Here is a 15,379-nt window from a genome sequence, read left to right on the forward strand (position 1 = left end):
CCCCGGTGTCAGGCTTCAGGGCGGTAAGGCCGGGGCGGAGCGGATCCGCCTCGGCCCGTGTCATGACCTTACGCGGCCTCGAACTTGACCAGTTCGGGCGAGCCGGAACCTACAATGTACCACACCGTCGCATGGCCCGCACCATTGTTGCGGAACCAGTGCTTGCGTCCGGCCGGCGTCTTGACCAGATCGCGCGGGCCAAGCTCGATCTCGACCTTCTCGCCGTTTTCCTCCCAGCCGACGGTCAGGCTGCCTTCCAGCACCAGGAACGCGTCTTCGACATCGCGGCTGAAGGGCTTGACGCCGACGCGCGAGGGGATGCCCAGCATCTCCTTGCGGCAGGTATCGACCTCGACCCCGCCCGGGCCGCAATAGATCTTGCGGCTGAAGCCGGCATCGTCCCAATGGGTCTTCAGCTCGGAATGGCGGACGACATATTTCGCTATCAGCTGCTGTAGCGGATGGCTGCTGGTGCGGTCGAAGACCTGGGTCCTGCCGGGCTGGGCGCCGAAGGCGCGGGCCAGTTCCGGGGGATGCTCCTTGGGGTGGTAGTGATAGACCGGCGGCAGCGGCTTGCCGACATCGACCGAGATCGACATCATCACCGGCTCGACCCCGTCCACGCGAAAGCCGTGGCCGATCTCGCGGACGTTCAGGATCATGTCCTTGGGGCCCAGATTGACCTCGACCACATCGCCGTCCTTTTCCCAGCCGACGATCAGCGCGCCGTCGATGATCAGAAAGCTTTCCTCGATCTCGTGGCTGTGGCAGGCGGCGTATTTGCCCGGCTCCTTGTAGATCAGCGACAGGGTGAAATTGTCGGGCTTCAGCGTGGTGTTGTCGCCCACCTTGGGCGAGCCGCCGGCGCCGATATAGCGCATCTGAGCGCGCGACAATTCGTCGAAGCCGACATTGGAGGGGAAGGCCTTCCAGTCGAACTGCTTATCGGTAAAGCGTCCGGTATGGGCCCTCAGCTCATCGGCAAGGGTCTGAAGTTTCGTGTCCTGTACGGTCATGGTTCACCTTTTTTCAGAAGGGTTGCGGATAATTTCGTCACGCCGCCGGGGCGGCATCGGGGATCGGGACGGACCAGGCGTCATAGCCATAGACCCAGTCGGCATTGCCGCCCTCTTTCAGCCATTCATTGGCCAGCGAGCGCTCTTGCACGCGGCTGGTGCGCGGGATGCGCACCGCCTGGTAATGCCGCAGCGCGGCGGGGATGCCTTGGGCATCGACGCCCCCGAGGGCCCGCGAGAGCACGACCGCATCCTCGATCGCCATGCAGGCGCCCTGTGCCATGAAGGGCACCATCGGATGCGCCGCATCGCCCAGGAGCGCGACCGAACCGCGCGACCATTCGGCCATCGGCTCGCACACATGCAGGGCCGAGCGGGTGACCTCGGTGCAGGCGGCCAAAAGCGCCCGCGCCTCGGGGTGGAAATCGGCGAATGCCGCGCGCAATTCGGCCACATCGCCGGGCAGGGTCCAGCCCTCTTCGGTCCAGTCGTCCTGCCCGGTGGTGGCAAAGACAAAGATCTCCTCGCCCCGGCTCAGCGGGAAGGTGACGATCTGCCGGTCCGGCGTCGGCCCCCACCATTTGGTAAAGCTGTCCAGATTGGGCAGATCGGCCACCGCCGCGCGCGGCACCACCGCGCGCCACGAGATCAGGCCGGTAAAGCGTGGATCGTCCTCGCCGAACAGCGCCCGGCGCACCGGCGAATGGATGCCGTCGGCCTCGCCCAGACCGTGATCGCGGTCCCCGGCCAGCCCGGCGGCCAGCACGACGGCGTCATAAGCCCCGCGCAGCGCCTCCAGCGTGACGTCGCGCCCCAGCGAGACATTGCCAAAGAACCGCGCGCCCTGACGTTCGAAGATACGCTCGAACTGGCGGGTGATGGCCTTGCTGCCCTGATGGTCGGCGGCCACGCCATAGCGCACGAGGCCAAAGGGAACCGGCAGCGAATCATAGACATCCACGGCCCAGTCGGGACGCGCCTTCAACAGGCCCTGTGCGGTAAAGCGATCCGCAAGATCAAGCGTGACTACGACAGACACGTCTACAGATGGCGGCATCTGATCGAAAAATTCTTCGCAAAGATCAAGGAATTCCGGGCCATAGCCACGCGCTGCGAAAAGACGACCTGCAGCTATGCCGCCAACTGGCATCTCGCCGCGACCATGATCGCATCACGCTGAATGTCCACGGGGCCCAAGGGGCAGGGCGCGGTGCAGGGCTTCGCCGGAACCTGCTTGGAGGCCGTGGGTTATTGTTCATTATAGAAACATTCGTTCCAAATTTTGCAGGCCGTTGCAGATGACCCGTCCGTCACAGCCGTCAGCCGTCGAAGCAGTCGATGACACAAGTCGCAGCTATGATGTCCCGCCGGTGACGCGGGACTTCAGCCTGTTGCGCTATATCAGCGAGGGGAACCGCTGCCGGAACATGTCGCGGGCCGCATCGGCGCTGGATATCAACAGAACGACCCTGCTGCGTCTGCTGCACACGCTGGAACGCGAAAACATGATCGAACGCGACGAGGGTGACGGCGGCTATCGGCTGTCCTATGGCCTTCTGGAACTGGCGTCGAGCATGCTGTCCTCGCGCGATGTGGCGCGCCTGGCGCGGCCGCTTCTGGCGCGGCTCGCCTCGGATGTGGGGCTTTCCGCGCATCTGGGGGTGCTGTCCGGGGCGGATGTCATCGTCCTGGTCCGCGAGGCGCCCGAGGTGCGGCTGGTCAGCAATATCCGCGAAGGCAGCCGGCTGCCCGCCTATGCGACCGTCATGGGCCGGATCATCCTTGCCAATATGTCGACCGACGAGGTGCACGCGACCCTCTCGGCCCAGAAGCTGACGGCGATCACCCAGCATACGGCGGTGACGCTGGAACAGCTGGACGAGCAGCTTGCAGCAGACCGCGCCGAGGGGCTGGCATGGTCGGCCGGAAATTATGAATCCGGCATCGGCTCCTGCGCGGCAGTGGTGCTGGACCACTCGAACCGGCCGGTTGCCGCGATCAGCGTGGCCGGGCAGCAAAGCACGTTCGAACCCGAAAGCGAGGCGCGCCAGCTTATCGCCGACCGCCTGCGGGGAACGGCGCAGCAGCTTTCCTCGCTGATGGGGGCGCAGCGCTGAACTGCCCCGAATTGCGGCCTGGGCGGCTTTGCAACCGGGGCTGCAGGCCATGTTTGCGGCCGGATGCGCCCTCCCGCTGACGAGACGGCAATGCTGTTCTTGTCCGACTCGCGAAACTTCGCCATCAAAATTTGAACAATAAGTTCATATTTGAACTGTAAGGGGAGAAATGCACTTGACGAGACGCGATTTCATGCTGGGTACGGCCGGCGGCGCGGCGATGCTGTCGCTGGCGGGGACCGGACAGGCATAAGGTAAGGCTTTCAACTTCATCACGCCCTTCACCCTGTCGCTGGCCTTCGCCCCCGTCCTTTATGCGGATGCCGCCGGCTACTATGCCGATGAGGGGCTGGAGACGAATGTCCAGGCCGGCAAGGGGGCGGCGCTGGCGGCGCAGATGACCATCGCGGGGCAGATGGATGCCGGGCGCACCGGCGGCACGAATTACATGATCTCGCGCATCGAGAACGACGCGCCGCTGATCTCGATCGCCACCATCGCGCAGCTGTCGCCGTTCTATGTGCTCTCCTCGGCGGAAAACCCGGTCAACAGCATCGCCGATCTGGCCGGGCGCACGGTCGGCATGGCCACGCTGGGCGGCTCGATGGAGGGGACGCTGAACATGATGCTGGCCGGTGAAGGCATCGCCGCCGAATCGGTCGAAAAGGTGAAGGTGGCGGATTCGGCCGCCTCTTTTGCGCTGATCGAGGCCGGTCGCGCGGGCGCCTTTCTGGGCAATACCTCGTCCATGGTGATCGCAAGTTCGGCCCGCGACGACGTGGTGGTGATGCCCATCGACGACGGCATGCCGGGTCAGGTCTATGTCGCCCGCCCCGACCAGATCGCCGCCGATCCCGACCGGTTCATCGCCTTCCTGCGCGCCACCCATCGCGCCGCCAGCGAAATCGTGCAGGCCGGCGATCTGACCCCGATCCTGACCCGCATCGGCGAAAAGCACGATGTCTCCAGCCTCAAGAACACCGAGACGGCCACCAGGGACCTGCGCGCCAATGCCGAAAACTGGGCCGCCAAGGGCCAGCAGAACATCCTGCGCAACGTGCCCGAAATATGGGAACGCGCGACGAAACTGCTGGTCGATGGCACGCACGGCACGCGCGCCCTGGCCGAAGGCCTTGCCATGGCGCGGGTCGAGATGCTGGAATGGGCCTTCAAGCCGTTTATCGTCTGCCTGCAGCTGATCCCCAAGATCGCGCTGGCACCCCTGTTCATCCTGTGGTTCGGCTTCGGCATCGAATCCAAGATCGTGATTTCGGCGGCCCTGTCCTTCTTTCCGGTCTTTTCCAATTCGCTCGTCGCCTTCCGCTCGGTCGAGCCGGGCGACCGCGACGTGTTCACCATGCTGCAGGCGAATCCGCTCCAGCGCTTCCTGATGCTGGATCTGCCGACCGCGCTGCCGGTGGTCCTGGCGGGGATGGAGGTCGCGGTGGTCATGTCGATGATCGGCGCCATCGTCGGCGAGTTCATCGGCGGCAACGAGGGGCTGGGCTATCTGGCCGTGGCCATGCTGCAGGAATTGCAGGTGCCGGGACTGTTCGCGGTGATCGTGTTCCTGACGCTGATCGGGCTGTCGCTCTATACGCTGATCTCGAAGCTGCGCGGCTGGCTGACGCCCTGGCATGCCTCGGTCACCGGCCGGGCGCCGGATCACTGAGGCCGGGAAGCAGGGGGAGGGGGCTTCGCCGGCGACCCGACGCCGAGGTTCGGGCGGCCAGCCTGCGCATTCAGCAAGCGCTTTCGCATCATCGGCGGATTGAACCCGCCTGGCGGCGCGATCCTCAGCCTGTTGGCGGCGCCCCGGACAGCTTCACCGGCTCAACCCGCCCGCCACGCTTGGCACATCCCCTGCGGCGAAGCCGTAATGCCGCAGCCAGCGCAGGTCGCTTTCGAAAAAGGCGCGCAGGTCCGGGATGCCGTATTTCAGCATCGCCAGACGGTCGATGCCCATGCCGAAGGCGAAGCCCTGGAATTTCTCGGGGTCGATGCCGCCGGCGGCCAGGACCTTGGGGTGAACCATGCCCGAGCCGAGGATCTCCATCCAGCTGTCGCCCTGGCCGATGCTCAGCTTGCCACCTTCCCACGAGCAGCGGATATCGACCTCGGCCGAGGGTTCGGTAAAGGGGAAATGGCTGGCGCGGAAACGCAGCTCGACCTCATCGACCTCGAAAAAGGCGCGGCAGAATTCCTCGAGCACCCATTTCAGGTTGGCCATGGAAATGTCGGGGCCAAGGGCCAGCCCCTCGACCTGATGAAACATCGGCGTATGGGTCTGGTCCATGTCCATGCGATAGACGCGGCCCGGGCAGATCACGCGGATGGGCGCGCCGCTGTCCTGCATGGCGCGGATCTGCACCGGCGAGGTATGGGTGCGCAGCACATGCGGCGGGCGGTCGTCGCCCGCCGCGCGGGCCATGAAGAAGGTGTCGTGTTCCTGCCGCGCGGGATGTTCGGGCGGGATGTTCAGCGCGTCGAAATTGTACCAGTCGCTTTCGATCTGCGGCCCCTCGGCCACGGCGAAACCCATATCGGGGAAGATCGTGGTGACCTCCTCGGTGACCTGGCTGACCGGGTGGATCGAGCCCTGCGGACGCGGCCGCCCGGGCAGGGTCACGTCCAGCCATTCGTCGCGCAGCCGGACGTCCAGCGCCGCATCCTCAAGCCCCTGCTTGCGGGCGCGCAGGGCGGCGTCGATCTCGTCCTTGAGGCGGTTCAGGGCGGCGCCGGTGGTCTGGCGCTCCTCGGGGGGCATGCGCCCCAGTTCCTTCATCTTGCCGCTGATCTCGCCCTTCTTGCCAAGGGCGGCAAGGCGCACTTCCTCCAGCGCCTCGGTATCGGCGGCGCCCGAGATGCGGGTCAGATAGGACTGGCGAAGCGTTTCGATGTCGGACATGGCGGTCTTCCCTGCGGTTCGGGCAGCCGATTAGCATGCGGGACGCGCGGGGAAAAGCCTCAGCGGGTCAGCGTCTCGGCCACCAGTTCCACGGGCCGGCACAGGCGCACGCCGCCGGGGCCGCAGACGATCGGGCGTTCGACCAGCAGCGGGTTTTCGACCATGGCCGCCAGGATCGCCTCGTCATCCGCCGCCTCGAGGCCGCGTTCCCTTGCATCGGTGCCCTTGACGCGCAGCGCCTGCCGGGGGGTCAGCCCGGCCGCCGCGAACAGCCCCAGCAACTGGGCGCGGCTCCAGCCCGCCCTGGCATAGTCGATGACGCAGGGCTCATGCCCGGCATCGCGGATCATCTGCAGCACCTTGCGCGAGGTGCTGCAGGTCGGCTTGTGATGGATGACGATCATGCGTTCAACTCCAGATCGTTTTGCTGACGCCCGGGGCAAGCTCGGGGTGGTCGGCGATGCGGAAGGTCGGGTTGCGGCCTTCGCGGCGCTGGCGCAGGTAATCCTGCGTGACATAGGCGATGGTGCCCGACAGCGCCACGATGGCGACCAGGTTGATCGTGGCCATCAGCCCCATCGAGGCATCGGCAAAGTCGAACACCGTCTGCACCTTCTGGATCGCGCCCCAGACGACCATCGCCATGACCGCGGCGCGCAGCGCGATGACCGGCGTCTGGCTGCCATGGCCCAGAAAGATCATGGCGTTTTCCGCATAGGCGTAATTGCCGATGATCGAGGTAAAGGCAAAGAAGAAGATCGCGATCGCCACGAAATAATGGCCAAAGGCGCCGAAATGTTCGCCAAAGGCGTTCTGGGTCAGCACCACGCCGGTATTCGTCTCGGACGGGATGGCGCCCGACAGCAGGATCATGATCGCGGTCGCGGTGCAGACCAGCAGCGTGTCGATGAACACGCCAAGCGCCTGCACGAAGCCCTGGCTTGACGGGTGATGCGGATCGGGCACGGCGACAGCGGCAATATTGGGCGCCGAGCCCATGCCCGCCTCGTTCGAGAACAGGCCGCGCTTGACCCCGTTCATCAGCGCCGCCATGACGCCGCCGGTGACGCCGCCGGCGGCCTCCTGCAGGCCGAAGGCCGAGCCGATGATCGAACCCAGCACGGCCGGCACCTCGGCGATATTGGTGATCAGCACCCAGAGCGCGGCCAGCAGATAGGCGCCGGCCATGAAGGGCACGACGAATTCCGCGACACGCGCGATCTGCGGGATGCCGCCAAAGATGATGATGCCCGAAAGGGCGGCCAGGCCGAGGCCGATCCAGACCTTGTTGATCGCCAGTGTGCCGGCGGCGGCCTCAGCGATGGAATTGGCCTGCACGGCGTTGAAGATCAGCCCGAAGGCCAGGATCAGCGCGACGGCGAAGATCGCCGCCAGCCAACCCTGTCCCAGCCCTTTCTGGATATAGATGGCCGGGCCGCCGCGATACATGCCGTCGGGGCCGTGTTCCTTGTAAAGCTGGGCCAGCGTCGATTCCGCATAGGCCGTGGCCATGCCGACCAGCGCCACCATCCACATCCAGAAGATCGCCCCCGGGCCGCCCAGCGTGATGGCGACCGCGACGCCCGCGATATTGCCGGTGCCGACGCGGCTGGCCAGCGAGACGGTCAGCGCCTGAAAGGGCGAGATCCCGTCCCTGTCCCCCTCGCGCGAGCCGAAGACGCAGCGAAACATCTCGCCGAAATGGCGGAACTGGAGGAAGCCCAGCCGAAAGGTGAAATAGATCCCGACCGCCAGCAGGCCATAGATCAGCACATAGCCCCAGAAGATGGTGTTGAGAAAACCGATTATGGCGTTCATTGCGACGCTCCCCTTGTTTCGGGGATTGTGTAACGGTTTCGTGATGGGGGCAAGCCGTCTAGCGGGCGGTGACGCCCAGCCAGACGCCGCCATGGGGCCGCAAGGTCAGGATCATGCGCGGCTGCGGCGCCCGGTCGGTCAGGGCAAAGCGGAACCGCGCCAGCAGCGTGGCCAGAATGATGACCGCCTCTTGCAGGGCGAAGCTGGCGCCGATGCAGATGCGCGGCCCGGCGCCAAAGGGCAGAAAGGCAAAGCGGTCGCGCGGCGGTGCCTCGGGGGCAAAGCGATCCGGGTCGAAACGGTCGGGATCCTCCCATAGCAGGTGATGGCGATGCAGCGCATAGATCGGCAGCACGATGGTATCGCGGGGGCGCACCTCGCGCCCGCAAAGCGTATCGGGGCTGCGCGCCGTGCGCGACAGGAACGCCGCCGGCGGGTAAAGGCGCAGCGTCTCCTCGACGATCTGGCGGATATAGGTCAGGCGCGGCAGGTCCGCGACGCCGGCGGCATCATCGCCCAGGGCGGCGCGGGCCTCGGTCGCGGCGCGGTCCTGCACCTGCGGGTCAAAGGCCAGCAGATAGAGCGCCCAGGCCAGCGTCAGCGCCGTCGTCTCGTGCCCGGCGACGATGAAGGTCAGCAGATTGTCGCGCAGCTCGGCCCCGTTCATGCGGCGGTGGGTCTCGGGGTCCTCGCCCGCGCGCAGCAGGTCCAGCAGGTCCGGCACCGGGCGCGGCCCCGCGCGGGCGCGGGCGAGGATCGCCTCGTCCGCGAAGCGCTTCATGCGGCGCAGATCGCCGCCCGCAAACAGGCGGCCGGGGCGCGGAATCCAGCCCGGCAGGCCCATGATGTCCAGAACCGAGACCCGCGCCGCGCCGGCGATATAGTCGTCGATGGCGTGATGCACGGCGTCCCGGTCAAAGCCCTCATCGCCGGAAAAGGTCACGTCCGAGATCACCTCGAATGTCGCGGCCACGGTTTCCTCGAAGATATCGACCGGGCCGGTCGCGGCAGCCAGACGGCGGCTGCTGGCCTCGGCGGCGGCGGTCATCACCGGGGCCAGCGCCTCGACATTGCGCTGCGCGAAGGCGGGCGCGGCGGCCAGCCGCTGCCAGCGCCAATGCGCGCCCTCGGCGACAAAGAGCGACTGGCCGATGGCGGGCTCGAGGATCAGGCGGGTGACCAGCGATTTCGGATAATCCTCGACCTGGTCCTTGAGGATGCGGCGCAGCGCGCCCGGGTCCATCACCATGTGCCAGCGCGCGCCGGTCCGCCCCGAGACCATCGGCTGACGCGTCGCAAGCTCGGGGATCAGTTCCAGCACATTGCGCCGCGCCGCCACCGCGCTGGCGATCACCCCCATCATCCGCGTGTTCAGGCGGACGCGGGCGGGGTAATGCGATGCGGAATCGTCGGTGGGCATGGCAGGGAACGGGCAGGGGGGCGTGGGTTCCGCCCAGCATGCGCCAGATGCCGGCCGATCTCAACGCCCTGTCTAGACCGGCAGCGCTGTGGTCTGCGCCACCGTCCGCAGCGAGAACGAGGATTGCATCTGCGCGACCCCGGGCAGTTTCGCCAGCCGCTGGCGGTGGATGCGGGCGAAATCGTCGGTATCCTGCGCCACCACCTTGAGCAGGTAATCGGCCGAGCCGGCCATCAGGTGGCATTCCAGCACGTCCGGGATGGTGCGCACCGCGCGCTCGAATGCCTCGAGCAATTCGTCCGCCTGACCCGACAGGGTGATCTCGACAAAGACCGTGGTCGGGCGCTCCAGCTTGCGGGCGTCGAGCAGCGCGACATAGCCGCGGATGACGCCGATTTCCTCCAGGCGCTGCACCCGGCGGTGGCAGGCACTGGGCGACAGGTTGATCTCGGCGGCCAGGTCGGCATTGGTCATCCGCCCGTCGCGTTGCAGCACCGACAGGATGCGGCGATCCGTTGCGTCCATCTCGATCATCGGCGAACATCCCTGCCTGGCCGGTTCCCGCGTGGGAATTTTCTTCGACCATAACGGTTGAAAAAGCGCAGCTTAAGCAGAAAATGCGAAAATCGCTGTGTCTCCATCCAGGCGCAACATAGGAGGATGACCATGAAGATCGGATGCCCAACCGAAATCAAATCCCAGGAGTTCCGCGTCGGCATGACCCCCGAGGCCGCGCAGGAGGCGGTCGCGCATGGCCATGACGTGCTGATCCAGACGGGCGCGGGCGTCGGCTCGGGCTTTGCCGATGAGGATTATTCCGCCGCCGGAGCGCGTATCCTGCCCGATGCCGCAAGCGTCTTTGCCGAGGCCGAGATGATCGTGAAGGTCAAGGAGCCGCAGGCCGATGAACGCGCCATGCTGCGCAAGGGGCAGGTGCTGTTCACCTATCTGCATCTGGCACCCGATCCCGACCAGACCCGCGAATTGCTGGCCAGCGGCGTGACGGCCATCGCCTATGAGACGGTGACCGATACGCGCGGCGGGCTGCCGCTTCTGGCGCCCATGTCCGAGGTGGCCGGCCGTCTGGCGCCGCAGGTGGGCGCCTGGACGCTGCAAAAGGCCAATGGCGGCTCGGGCGTGCTGCTGGGGGGCGTGCCGGGGGTGCGGCCGGCGAATGTGCTGGTGGTCGGCGGCGGCGTCGTCGGTACGGCGGCGGCGCGCGTGGCGGTGGGCATGGGGGCGAATGTCACCGTGCTGGACCGCTCGGTCGCGCGGCTGAGCTATCTGGACGATGTCTTCATGGGCCGGCTGACCACGCAATACGCGACCGAGGGCGCGATCACGGAATTGCTGCCCGGCACGGATATGGTGATCGGCGCGGTGCTGGTGCCGGGCGCGGCCGCGCCCAAGCTGGTGTCGCGCGCGCAGCTTGCCCTGATGAAGCCCGGCTCGGCGCTGGTCGATGTCGCCATCGACCAGGGCGGCTGTTTCGAGACCTCGCGCGCCACGACCCATCAGGACCCGATCTATGAGGTGGACGGGATCATGCATTACTGCGTGGCGAACATGCCGGGCGCGGTGGCGCGGACCTCGACCCGGGCGCTTGGCAATGCCACGCTGCCCTTCGTGCTGGCACTGGCGGGCAAGGGCTGGCGGCAGGCGCTGCGCGACGACGCCCATCTGCGCGCCGGGCTGGCCACGCATGAGGGCGCGCTGACATCCGGCCCGGTGGCGCAGGCGCAGGGTCTGGACTGGGTCCGGGCCGACAGCTTTCTGGACGCCTGACGTGGATGGAAAAGGGCCGGCGCGGGCTTGTCGCCGCGCCGGCCCGGTTCTGCCTTGCCGTCCGGATCAGGCGCGCTGCGCGCGCAGCTCGTCGCGGATCTGGGCCAGCAGTTCCTCCTGCGTCGGGCCGGCAGGGGCGGGCGCTTCCTCGACCGGGTTGCGGTTCGCGGCTTCCTTGACGCGGTTCACCGCCTTGACCAGCATGAACACCACCCAGGCGACGATCAGGAAGTTGATGACCGCCGACAGGAAAGCGCCATAGGCAAAGACCGAGGCCCCGGCCTCGCGCGCGGCGGCAAGGCTGGCGCCTTCGGGCACATTGCCGCTCAGGACGAGGTAAAGGCCGCTGAAGTCGGTGCCGCCGGTGACCAGACCGATGATCGGGTTCAGCAGATCGTCGACCAGCGAAGTGACAATGGCCGTGAAGGCCGCGCCGATGATGATGCCGACGGCCATATCCATGACATTGCCGCGTGCGATGAATTCCTTGAATTCGTTTAACATGGTTTTACCTTTTCCAGCCTGTTGCACGTTCTTGCGCGCGTCGCCAATATCACGCCGAAATTGGCGCGAAAAGCAAAATAGGATAACGCATGGCTGTACTTTCCGACTATCCGATCACCCGCCGCTGGCCGCCCAGGCGACCCGAGGTCATCCAGCTTTACACGCTGAATACGCCGAACGGCATCAAGACCTCGGTCATGCTCGAGGAATGCGGCCTCGATTACGACTGGCACCGCATTTCCATTTCCGACCCCGAGGATCAGTTCACCCCGGAATTCCTGTCGCTGAACCCGAACAACAAGATCCCCGCGATGATCGACCCCAATGGCCCCGATGGTCAGCCGCTGGGCATCTTCGAGACCGGCGCGATCCTGATCTATCTGGGCGACAAGACCGGGAAATTCCTACCGAAATCGGGCGCGGCGCGCTATCACACCATCCAGTGGCTGATGTGGCAGATGGGCGGCGTCGGGCCGATGTTCGGGCAGGTCGGCTATTTCCACCGCTACAAGGGCAGCGAGATCGAGGACCCGCGTCCCCGCACCCGCTATTACAACGAGGCGCGCCGCCTGATGGGCGTGCTGGACAAGCAGTTGCAGGGCCGCGACTGGATCACCGGCGAATATTCCATCGCCGATATGGCGGTCGGCCCCTGGCTGCGCACCGTCCGGGTCAATTACGAGGCCGAGGCCGAAACCGGCATGGACGGCTTTGCCAATGTCCAGGCCTATCTGGCGCGCTTTCTGGCCCGCCCCGCCGTGCAGCGCGGGATCGAGGTGGGCGCGGCCTGATCCCCAAGGCGCCTCCGCTCCGTCGGGCTGGCGGGGCGGGGAATAATTCCCGGAGCCATCCGTAATCATGCTGCAATGGTTGATATTGCATCGCTGAAAAGGACGGATGACATGAGATTCGCATGCAAGACCGCGATGTTCGCCGCGCTGGCCCTGTTCACCCTGCCGGGCCTTGCCGTCGCCGATGACGACGACTGGCTGCGGCGCAGCCTCAGCATTGAGCGGGCGCTGTTCCGCGATTTGACGGGTTGGGACGATCGCCCTGTCCGTCGCGTCTGGCGCGATGACCGGCACCGCCACGACCGCCGCTGGTCGGGGAACCGGCGCGGCTGGGGCGGCGATGACGATGACGACGATCGCGGTCGCCGGGGTCGCGGGCGGGGCCGGGGCGGGCATGACGACGACGATTGATCGCGCCGGCATGGGCCGAGCAGCATCCCCGGCAGGTTTGCGCGCGCCCACGCGGGCAGACGCTCACCGCCAGGCGCGAATGGATCAGGGTCAACCCGCAAAGCCCTGAACGGCGGCGAGGGTGTGTTTCTCTTTCATCTTCAAATATCCCCGCCGGAGGCTCCGGCGGGTGCCACCGGCATCGCCGCTCAGCTTTCTTCCGACACCTGCAACAGGATCTTGCCCACGTGATTGCTGCTTTCCATGCGCCGATGGGCTTCGACCGCATCCTGCAGGGCAAAGGTGCTGTCGATCAGCGGACACACCGCCCCCGAGGCGATCAGCGGCCAGAGCCTGGCCTCGAGCTCCTGCGCGATCAGGGCCTTGGCGTGGTCCGATTGCGGCCGCAGGGTTGAGCCGGTCAGCGTCAGGCGCCGGCTCATCACCGGCAGGAAATTGATTCTGGCCTTCGGCCCCGAGAGAAAGGCGATCATCACCAGCCGGCCGTCATCGGCAAGGCTGGTGATATTGCGCTCGATATAGTCGCCGCCGACCATGTCAAGGATCAGGTCCGCGCCGCCGGCCTTGCGCATGACGGCGACGAAATCCTCCTCGCGATAGTTGATCGGCCGGGCGCCCAGTTCGGCGCAGGCAATGCATTTCGCATCCGATCCGGCGGTCGCCCAGACAGTCGCCCCCAGGGCGCGCGCGACCTGTATGGCGATGGTGCCGATGCCGGATGTGCCGCCATGGACAAGAAACCGTTCGCCCGATTGCAGGCCGCCGCGCATGACCACATTGGACCAGACGGTATAGGCTGTCTCCGGCAGGGCGGCGGCGGCGCGCAGGTCCAGCCCCTCGGGAATGGGCAAGGCGTGCTCTGCCGCGCAGGTCGCGTATTCGGCATAGCCACCGCCGGGCAGCAGGGCGCAGACGCGGTCGCCCGGCTTCCAGCGGGTCACGCCGGGGCCGACGGACAGGACCGTGCCCGCGCATTCCAGCCCCGGCAGGTCGGATGCGCCGGGCGGCGGCGCATAGAAACCCGCGCGCTGCAGCAGATCGGGACGGTTCACCCCGGCCCAGGCGATCCGGATCAGGATCTGCCCGTGCCCCGCGACCGGCACCGGCCGTCTGGCCGGTTTCAGAACCTCGGGCGCTCCGGCGCCGGATATCTCGATGGCGCGCATGACGTCGGGGATCATCCGTCAGCCTTCAGGTCTGAGGGCATCCCGCCCCGGTCGGTGCTGCTGCCGGTTCCGGGCGGCCGTATCCAGCCGCTTGCCGCCTGGGTCAGCGCCGCCATTCCGGGCAGCGCCGCGACGCGCCCCTTGATCGTCTCGAAGCGCATGATGCCCTCGATCCGGCGGTCCAGGAAGGCGCGCGTATCCCCGGCATCCTGCGACTCGTCGCCCAGCCAGTAAAGCGCGGTGGCGCCATAGACCGCCGACAGCGTCGCGCGCTTGGAATACCAGTTCACATCCTGCGAGCGGTCGCCCAGCCCGGTCCAGATGGCATCGGCGGTTTCCCAGATCAGCCGCGCGCCCAGCCCGGCATTCTGCGGCAGCGCCAGAACGATGGCGCCGGCGCGGGCCAGTTCACGATCGCTGACCGACAGCCGGTACATGACCGCCTGCGCGATGCGGTCGCGAAACCGGCCCGGGGGCGCTGCGCCGCGCAGCCATGCCAGCAGCGCGGCGTCACCCCTGCGGTGATAGGCGGCGGCAAGATCGGCGCCGCCGCGCGGCAGATAGACGCGCGCAAGATCGGGACTCATCGCCAGATCCCGCGCGCCGGCGGCGATCGCACGGTCGCTCATGCCGTCGAACACGGCATGTTCCAGCGCGGCCTCGATCAGGCGCGCTTGGTTGTCGGTCATATTGTCCTCCTGATTCTTTCGCCCTGCGGCACGGAAAATCTGGACAAAGCCGATTCTCCCTGTTAGTAGACCGCGTCCTGCAATTCAGTTCAACTCTAACCTAGGAAGGTGGTGACAACCACATGCAGGTAAGTGTTCGCGATAACAACGTCGAACAGGCGCTTCGTGCTCTGAAGAAGAAACTTCAGCGCGAGGGGGTGTTCCGTGAAATGAAGCTCAAGCAGCATTTCGAGAAACCCTCGGTCAAGAAGGCCCGTGAAAAGGCCGAGGCCGTCCGCCGCGCCCGCAAGCTGGCGCGCAAGAAAGCGCAACGCGAAGGCGCGCTGTAAGACAGCGACCACATCGGTTCAGGAAGCCCCCGCATTGCCGGGGGTTTTCTTTTGCCGCCGGCGGTTACCACAGTTCCGAGCCGAGCCTGCGCCGGATCTCGTCCTTGTCCTCCTGGATCATGCCGGGGACCAGAAAGATATCGAGGATCACCCACAGGCAGACCAGCCCCAGCAGCGGCCAACCGATCAGCAGCGGCGCGGTCAGCCAGCCAAGCCCCCACAGCGCGGCCATGAAGATGCCGCTGACCCAGCGGCCCAGATACATCCGGTGCAGCCCCAGCCCCCATAGCAGGAACAAAAGCAGATAGGCGACCAGCGGCGATTTCGCGTCATTCGCCACCCTCTGTTCGATCAGCATTTCCCTTTGGCTGTCCATTGGCCCCTTGTCCATGTTAATGCCGCTTACATATAGGCGGCCCGCGACC

The 15,379-nt window shown here is 66.3% G+C and carries 18 protein-coding genes and 1 pseudogene; 8 read left to right on the forward strand and 11 right to left on the reverse strand.

The window, feature by feature from the left end:
• Window positions 1-68: 68 nt before the first annotated feature.
• Together IT41_RS03905 and IT41_RS03910 are read right to left on the reverse strand one after the other, a co-directional pair.
• Window positions 69-1,016: a cupin domain-containing protein gene (locus tag IT41_RS03905; RefSeq protein WP_036738896.1), complete on the reverse strand. Its 948-nt coding sequence runs from the start codon at window positions 1,014-1,016 to the stop codon at window positions 69-71.
• A gap of 37 nt (window positions 1,017-1,053) precedes the next feature.
• Complete coding sequence (locus tag IT41_RS03910; RefSeq protein WP_081967455.1) at window positions 1,054-2,055, reverse strand: FAD-dependent monooxygenase; 1,002 nt, start codon at window positions 2,053-2,055, stop codon at window positions 1,054-1,056.
• Here IT41_RS03910 and IT41_RS21475 point away from each other — a divergent pair.
• The 4 genes and pseudogenes from IT41_RS21475 to IT41_RS21260 all read left to right on the forward strand — a co-directional run.
• A pseudogene (locus tag IT41_RS21475) lies at window positions 2,056-2,196 on the forward strand (IS5/IS1182 family transposase); the annotation flags it as partial. It lies immediately after the preceding gene.
• 118 nt (window positions 2,197-2,314) lie between these two features.
• A complete protein-coding gene (locus IT41_RS03920; RefSeq protein WP_036738897.1) occupies window positions 2,315-3,133 on the forward strand; it encodes an IclR family transcriptional regulator in 819 nt (272 codons plus the stop codon).
• A 169-nt stretch (window positions 3,134-3,302) separates the two neighbouring features.
• Window positions 3,303-3,386 (forward strand): twin-arginine translocation signal domain-containing protein, encoded by an 84-nt coding sequence (locus tag IT41_RS22000; protein ID WP_139221602.1) that lies wholly within the window; start codon window positions 3,303-3,305, stop codon window positions 3,384-3,386.
• A 39-nt stretch (window positions 3,387-3,425) separates the two neighbouring features.
• On the forward strand, window positions 3,426-4,805 hold the full coding sequence (locus IT41_RS21260) for an ABC transporter substrate-binding protein (protein WP_269429289.1): 1,380 nt from the start codon (window positions 3,426-3,428) through the stop codon (window positions 4,803-4,805).
• A 153-nt stretch (window positions 4,806-4,958) separates the two neighbouring features.
• On the opposite strand, the gene pheS is transcribed toward IT41_RS21260, so the two are convergent.
• From pheS to IT41_RS03955, 5 genes are all read right to left on the reverse strand, one after another.
• Window positions 4,959-6,041: a phenylalanine--tRNA ligase subunit alpha gene (gene pheS, locus IT41_RS03935; protein WP_139221594.1), complete on the reverse strand. Its 1,083-nt coding sequence runs from the start codon at window positions 6,039-6,041 to the stop codon at window positions 4,959-4,961.
• Between the two features lie 59 nt (window positions 6,042-6,100).
• The gene (locus IT41_RS03940) at window positions 6,101-6,445 is read right to left on the reverse strand and encodes an arsenate reductase family protein (RefSeq protein ID WP_036738898.1); all 345 of its coding nucleotides are present in this window, start codon (window positions 6,443-6,445) and stop codon (window positions 6,101-6,103) included.
• A gap of 4 nt (window positions 6,446-6,449) precedes the next feature.
• Window positions 6,450-7,859 (reverse strand): alanine/glycine:cation symporter family protein, encoded by a 1,410-nt coding sequence (locus IT41_RS03945; protein WP_036738899.1) that lies wholly within the window; start codon window positions 7,857-7,859, stop codon window positions 6,450-6,452.
• Between the two features lie 58 nt (window positions 7,860-7,917).
• On the reverse strand, window positions 7,918-9,279 hold the full coding sequence (locus tag IT41_RS03950; protein WP_036738900.1) for a cytochrome P450: 1,362 nt from the start codon (window positions 9,277-9,279) through the stop codon (window positions 7,918-7,920).
• 72 nt (window positions 9,280-9,351) lie between these two features.
• Window positions 9,352-9,813, reverse strand: coding sequence for an Lrp/AsnC family transcriptional regulator (locus IT41_RS03955; protein WP_036738901.1), 462 nt, complete (start codon window positions 9,811-9,813; stop codon window positions 9,352-9,354).
• Between the two features lie 132 nt (window positions 9,814-9,945).
• Here IT41_RS03955 and ald point away from each other — a divergent pair, with 132 nt between their 5' ends.
• Window positions 9,946-11,064: an alanine dehydrogenase gene (ald, locus tag IT41_RS03960; protein WP_036739089.1), complete on the forward strand. Its 1,119-nt coding sequence runs from the start codon at window positions 9,946-9,948 to the stop codon at window positions 11,062-11,064.
• A 66-nt stretch (window positions 11,065-11,130) separates the two neighbouring features.
• On the opposite strand, the gene mscL is transcribed toward ald, so the two are convergent.
• Window positions 11,131-11,568, reverse strand: a complete 438-nt coding sequence (mscL, locus tag IT41_RS03965; RefSeq protein ID WP_036738902.1) for a large conductance mechanosensitive channel protein MscL — start codon at window positions 11,566-11,568, stop codon at window positions 11,131-11,133.
• Window positions 11,569-11,657: 89 nt separating this feature from the next.
• On the opposite strand from mscL, the gene IT41_RS03970 reads away from it, so the two are divergent.
• Window positions 11,658-12,359, forward strand: a complete 702-nt coding sequence (locus IT41_RS03970; protein WP_036738903.1) for a glutathione S-transferase C-terminal domain-containing protein — start codon at window positions 11,658-11,660, stop codon at window positions 12,357-12,359.
• A 111-nt stretch (window positions 12,360-12,470) separates the two neighbouring features.
• Window positions 12,471-12,770 carry a hypothetical protein gene (locus IT41_RS03975; protein WP_139221593.1) on the forward strand — a complete coding sequence of 100 codons (300 nt, stop codon included), beginning with the start codon at window positions 12,471-12,473 and terminating at the stop codon, window positions 12,768-12,770.
• Window positions 12,771-12,958: 188 nt separating this feature from the next.
• Here IT41_RS03975 and IT41_RS03980 read toward each other — a convergent pair whose 3' ends face one another.
• The gene (locus IT41_RS03980) at window positions 12,959-13,951 is read right to left on the reverse strand and encodes an NAD(P)H-quinone oxidoreductase (RefSeq protein WP_036738905.1); all 993 of its coding nucleotides are present in this window, start codon (window positions 13,949-13,951) and stop codon (window positions 12,959-12,961) included.
• Window positions 13,948-14,625: a COQ9 family protein gene (locus IT41_RS03985; protein WP_036738906.1), complete on the reverse strand. Its 678-nt coding sequence runs from the start codon at window positions 14,623-14,625 to the stop codon at window positions 13,948-13,950. Before IT41_RS03985 ends, IT41_RS03980 begins: the two co-directional genes overlap by 4 nt.
• Window positions 14,626-14,747: 122 nt before the next feature.
• Here IT41_RS03985 and rpsU point away from each other — a divergent pair, with 122 nt between their 5' ends.
• Window positions 14,748-14,954, forward strand: coding sequence for a 30S ribosomal protein S21 (gene rpsU, locus IT41_RS03990; RefSeq protein WP_011748553.1), 207 nt, complete (start codon window positions 14,748-14,750; stop codon window positions 14,952-14,954).
• 64 nt (window positions 14,955-15,018) lie between these two features.
• On the opposite strand, the gene IT41_RS03995 is transcribed toward rpsU, so the two are convergent.
• A complete protein-coding gene (locus IT41_RS03995; protein ID WP_036739090.1) occupies window positions 15,019-15,330 on the reverse strand; it encodes a TM2 domain-containing protein in 312 nt (103 codons plus the stop codon).
• Window positions 15,331-15,379 lie beyond the last annotated feature (49 nt).

The sequence above is a fragment of the Paracoccus halophilus genome, from assembly GCF_000763905.1.
In the GTDB taxonomy this organism is placed as follows: domain Bacteria; phylum Pseudomonadota; class Alphaproteobacteria; order Rhodobacterales; family Rhodobacteraceae; genus Paracoccus; species Paracoccus halophilus.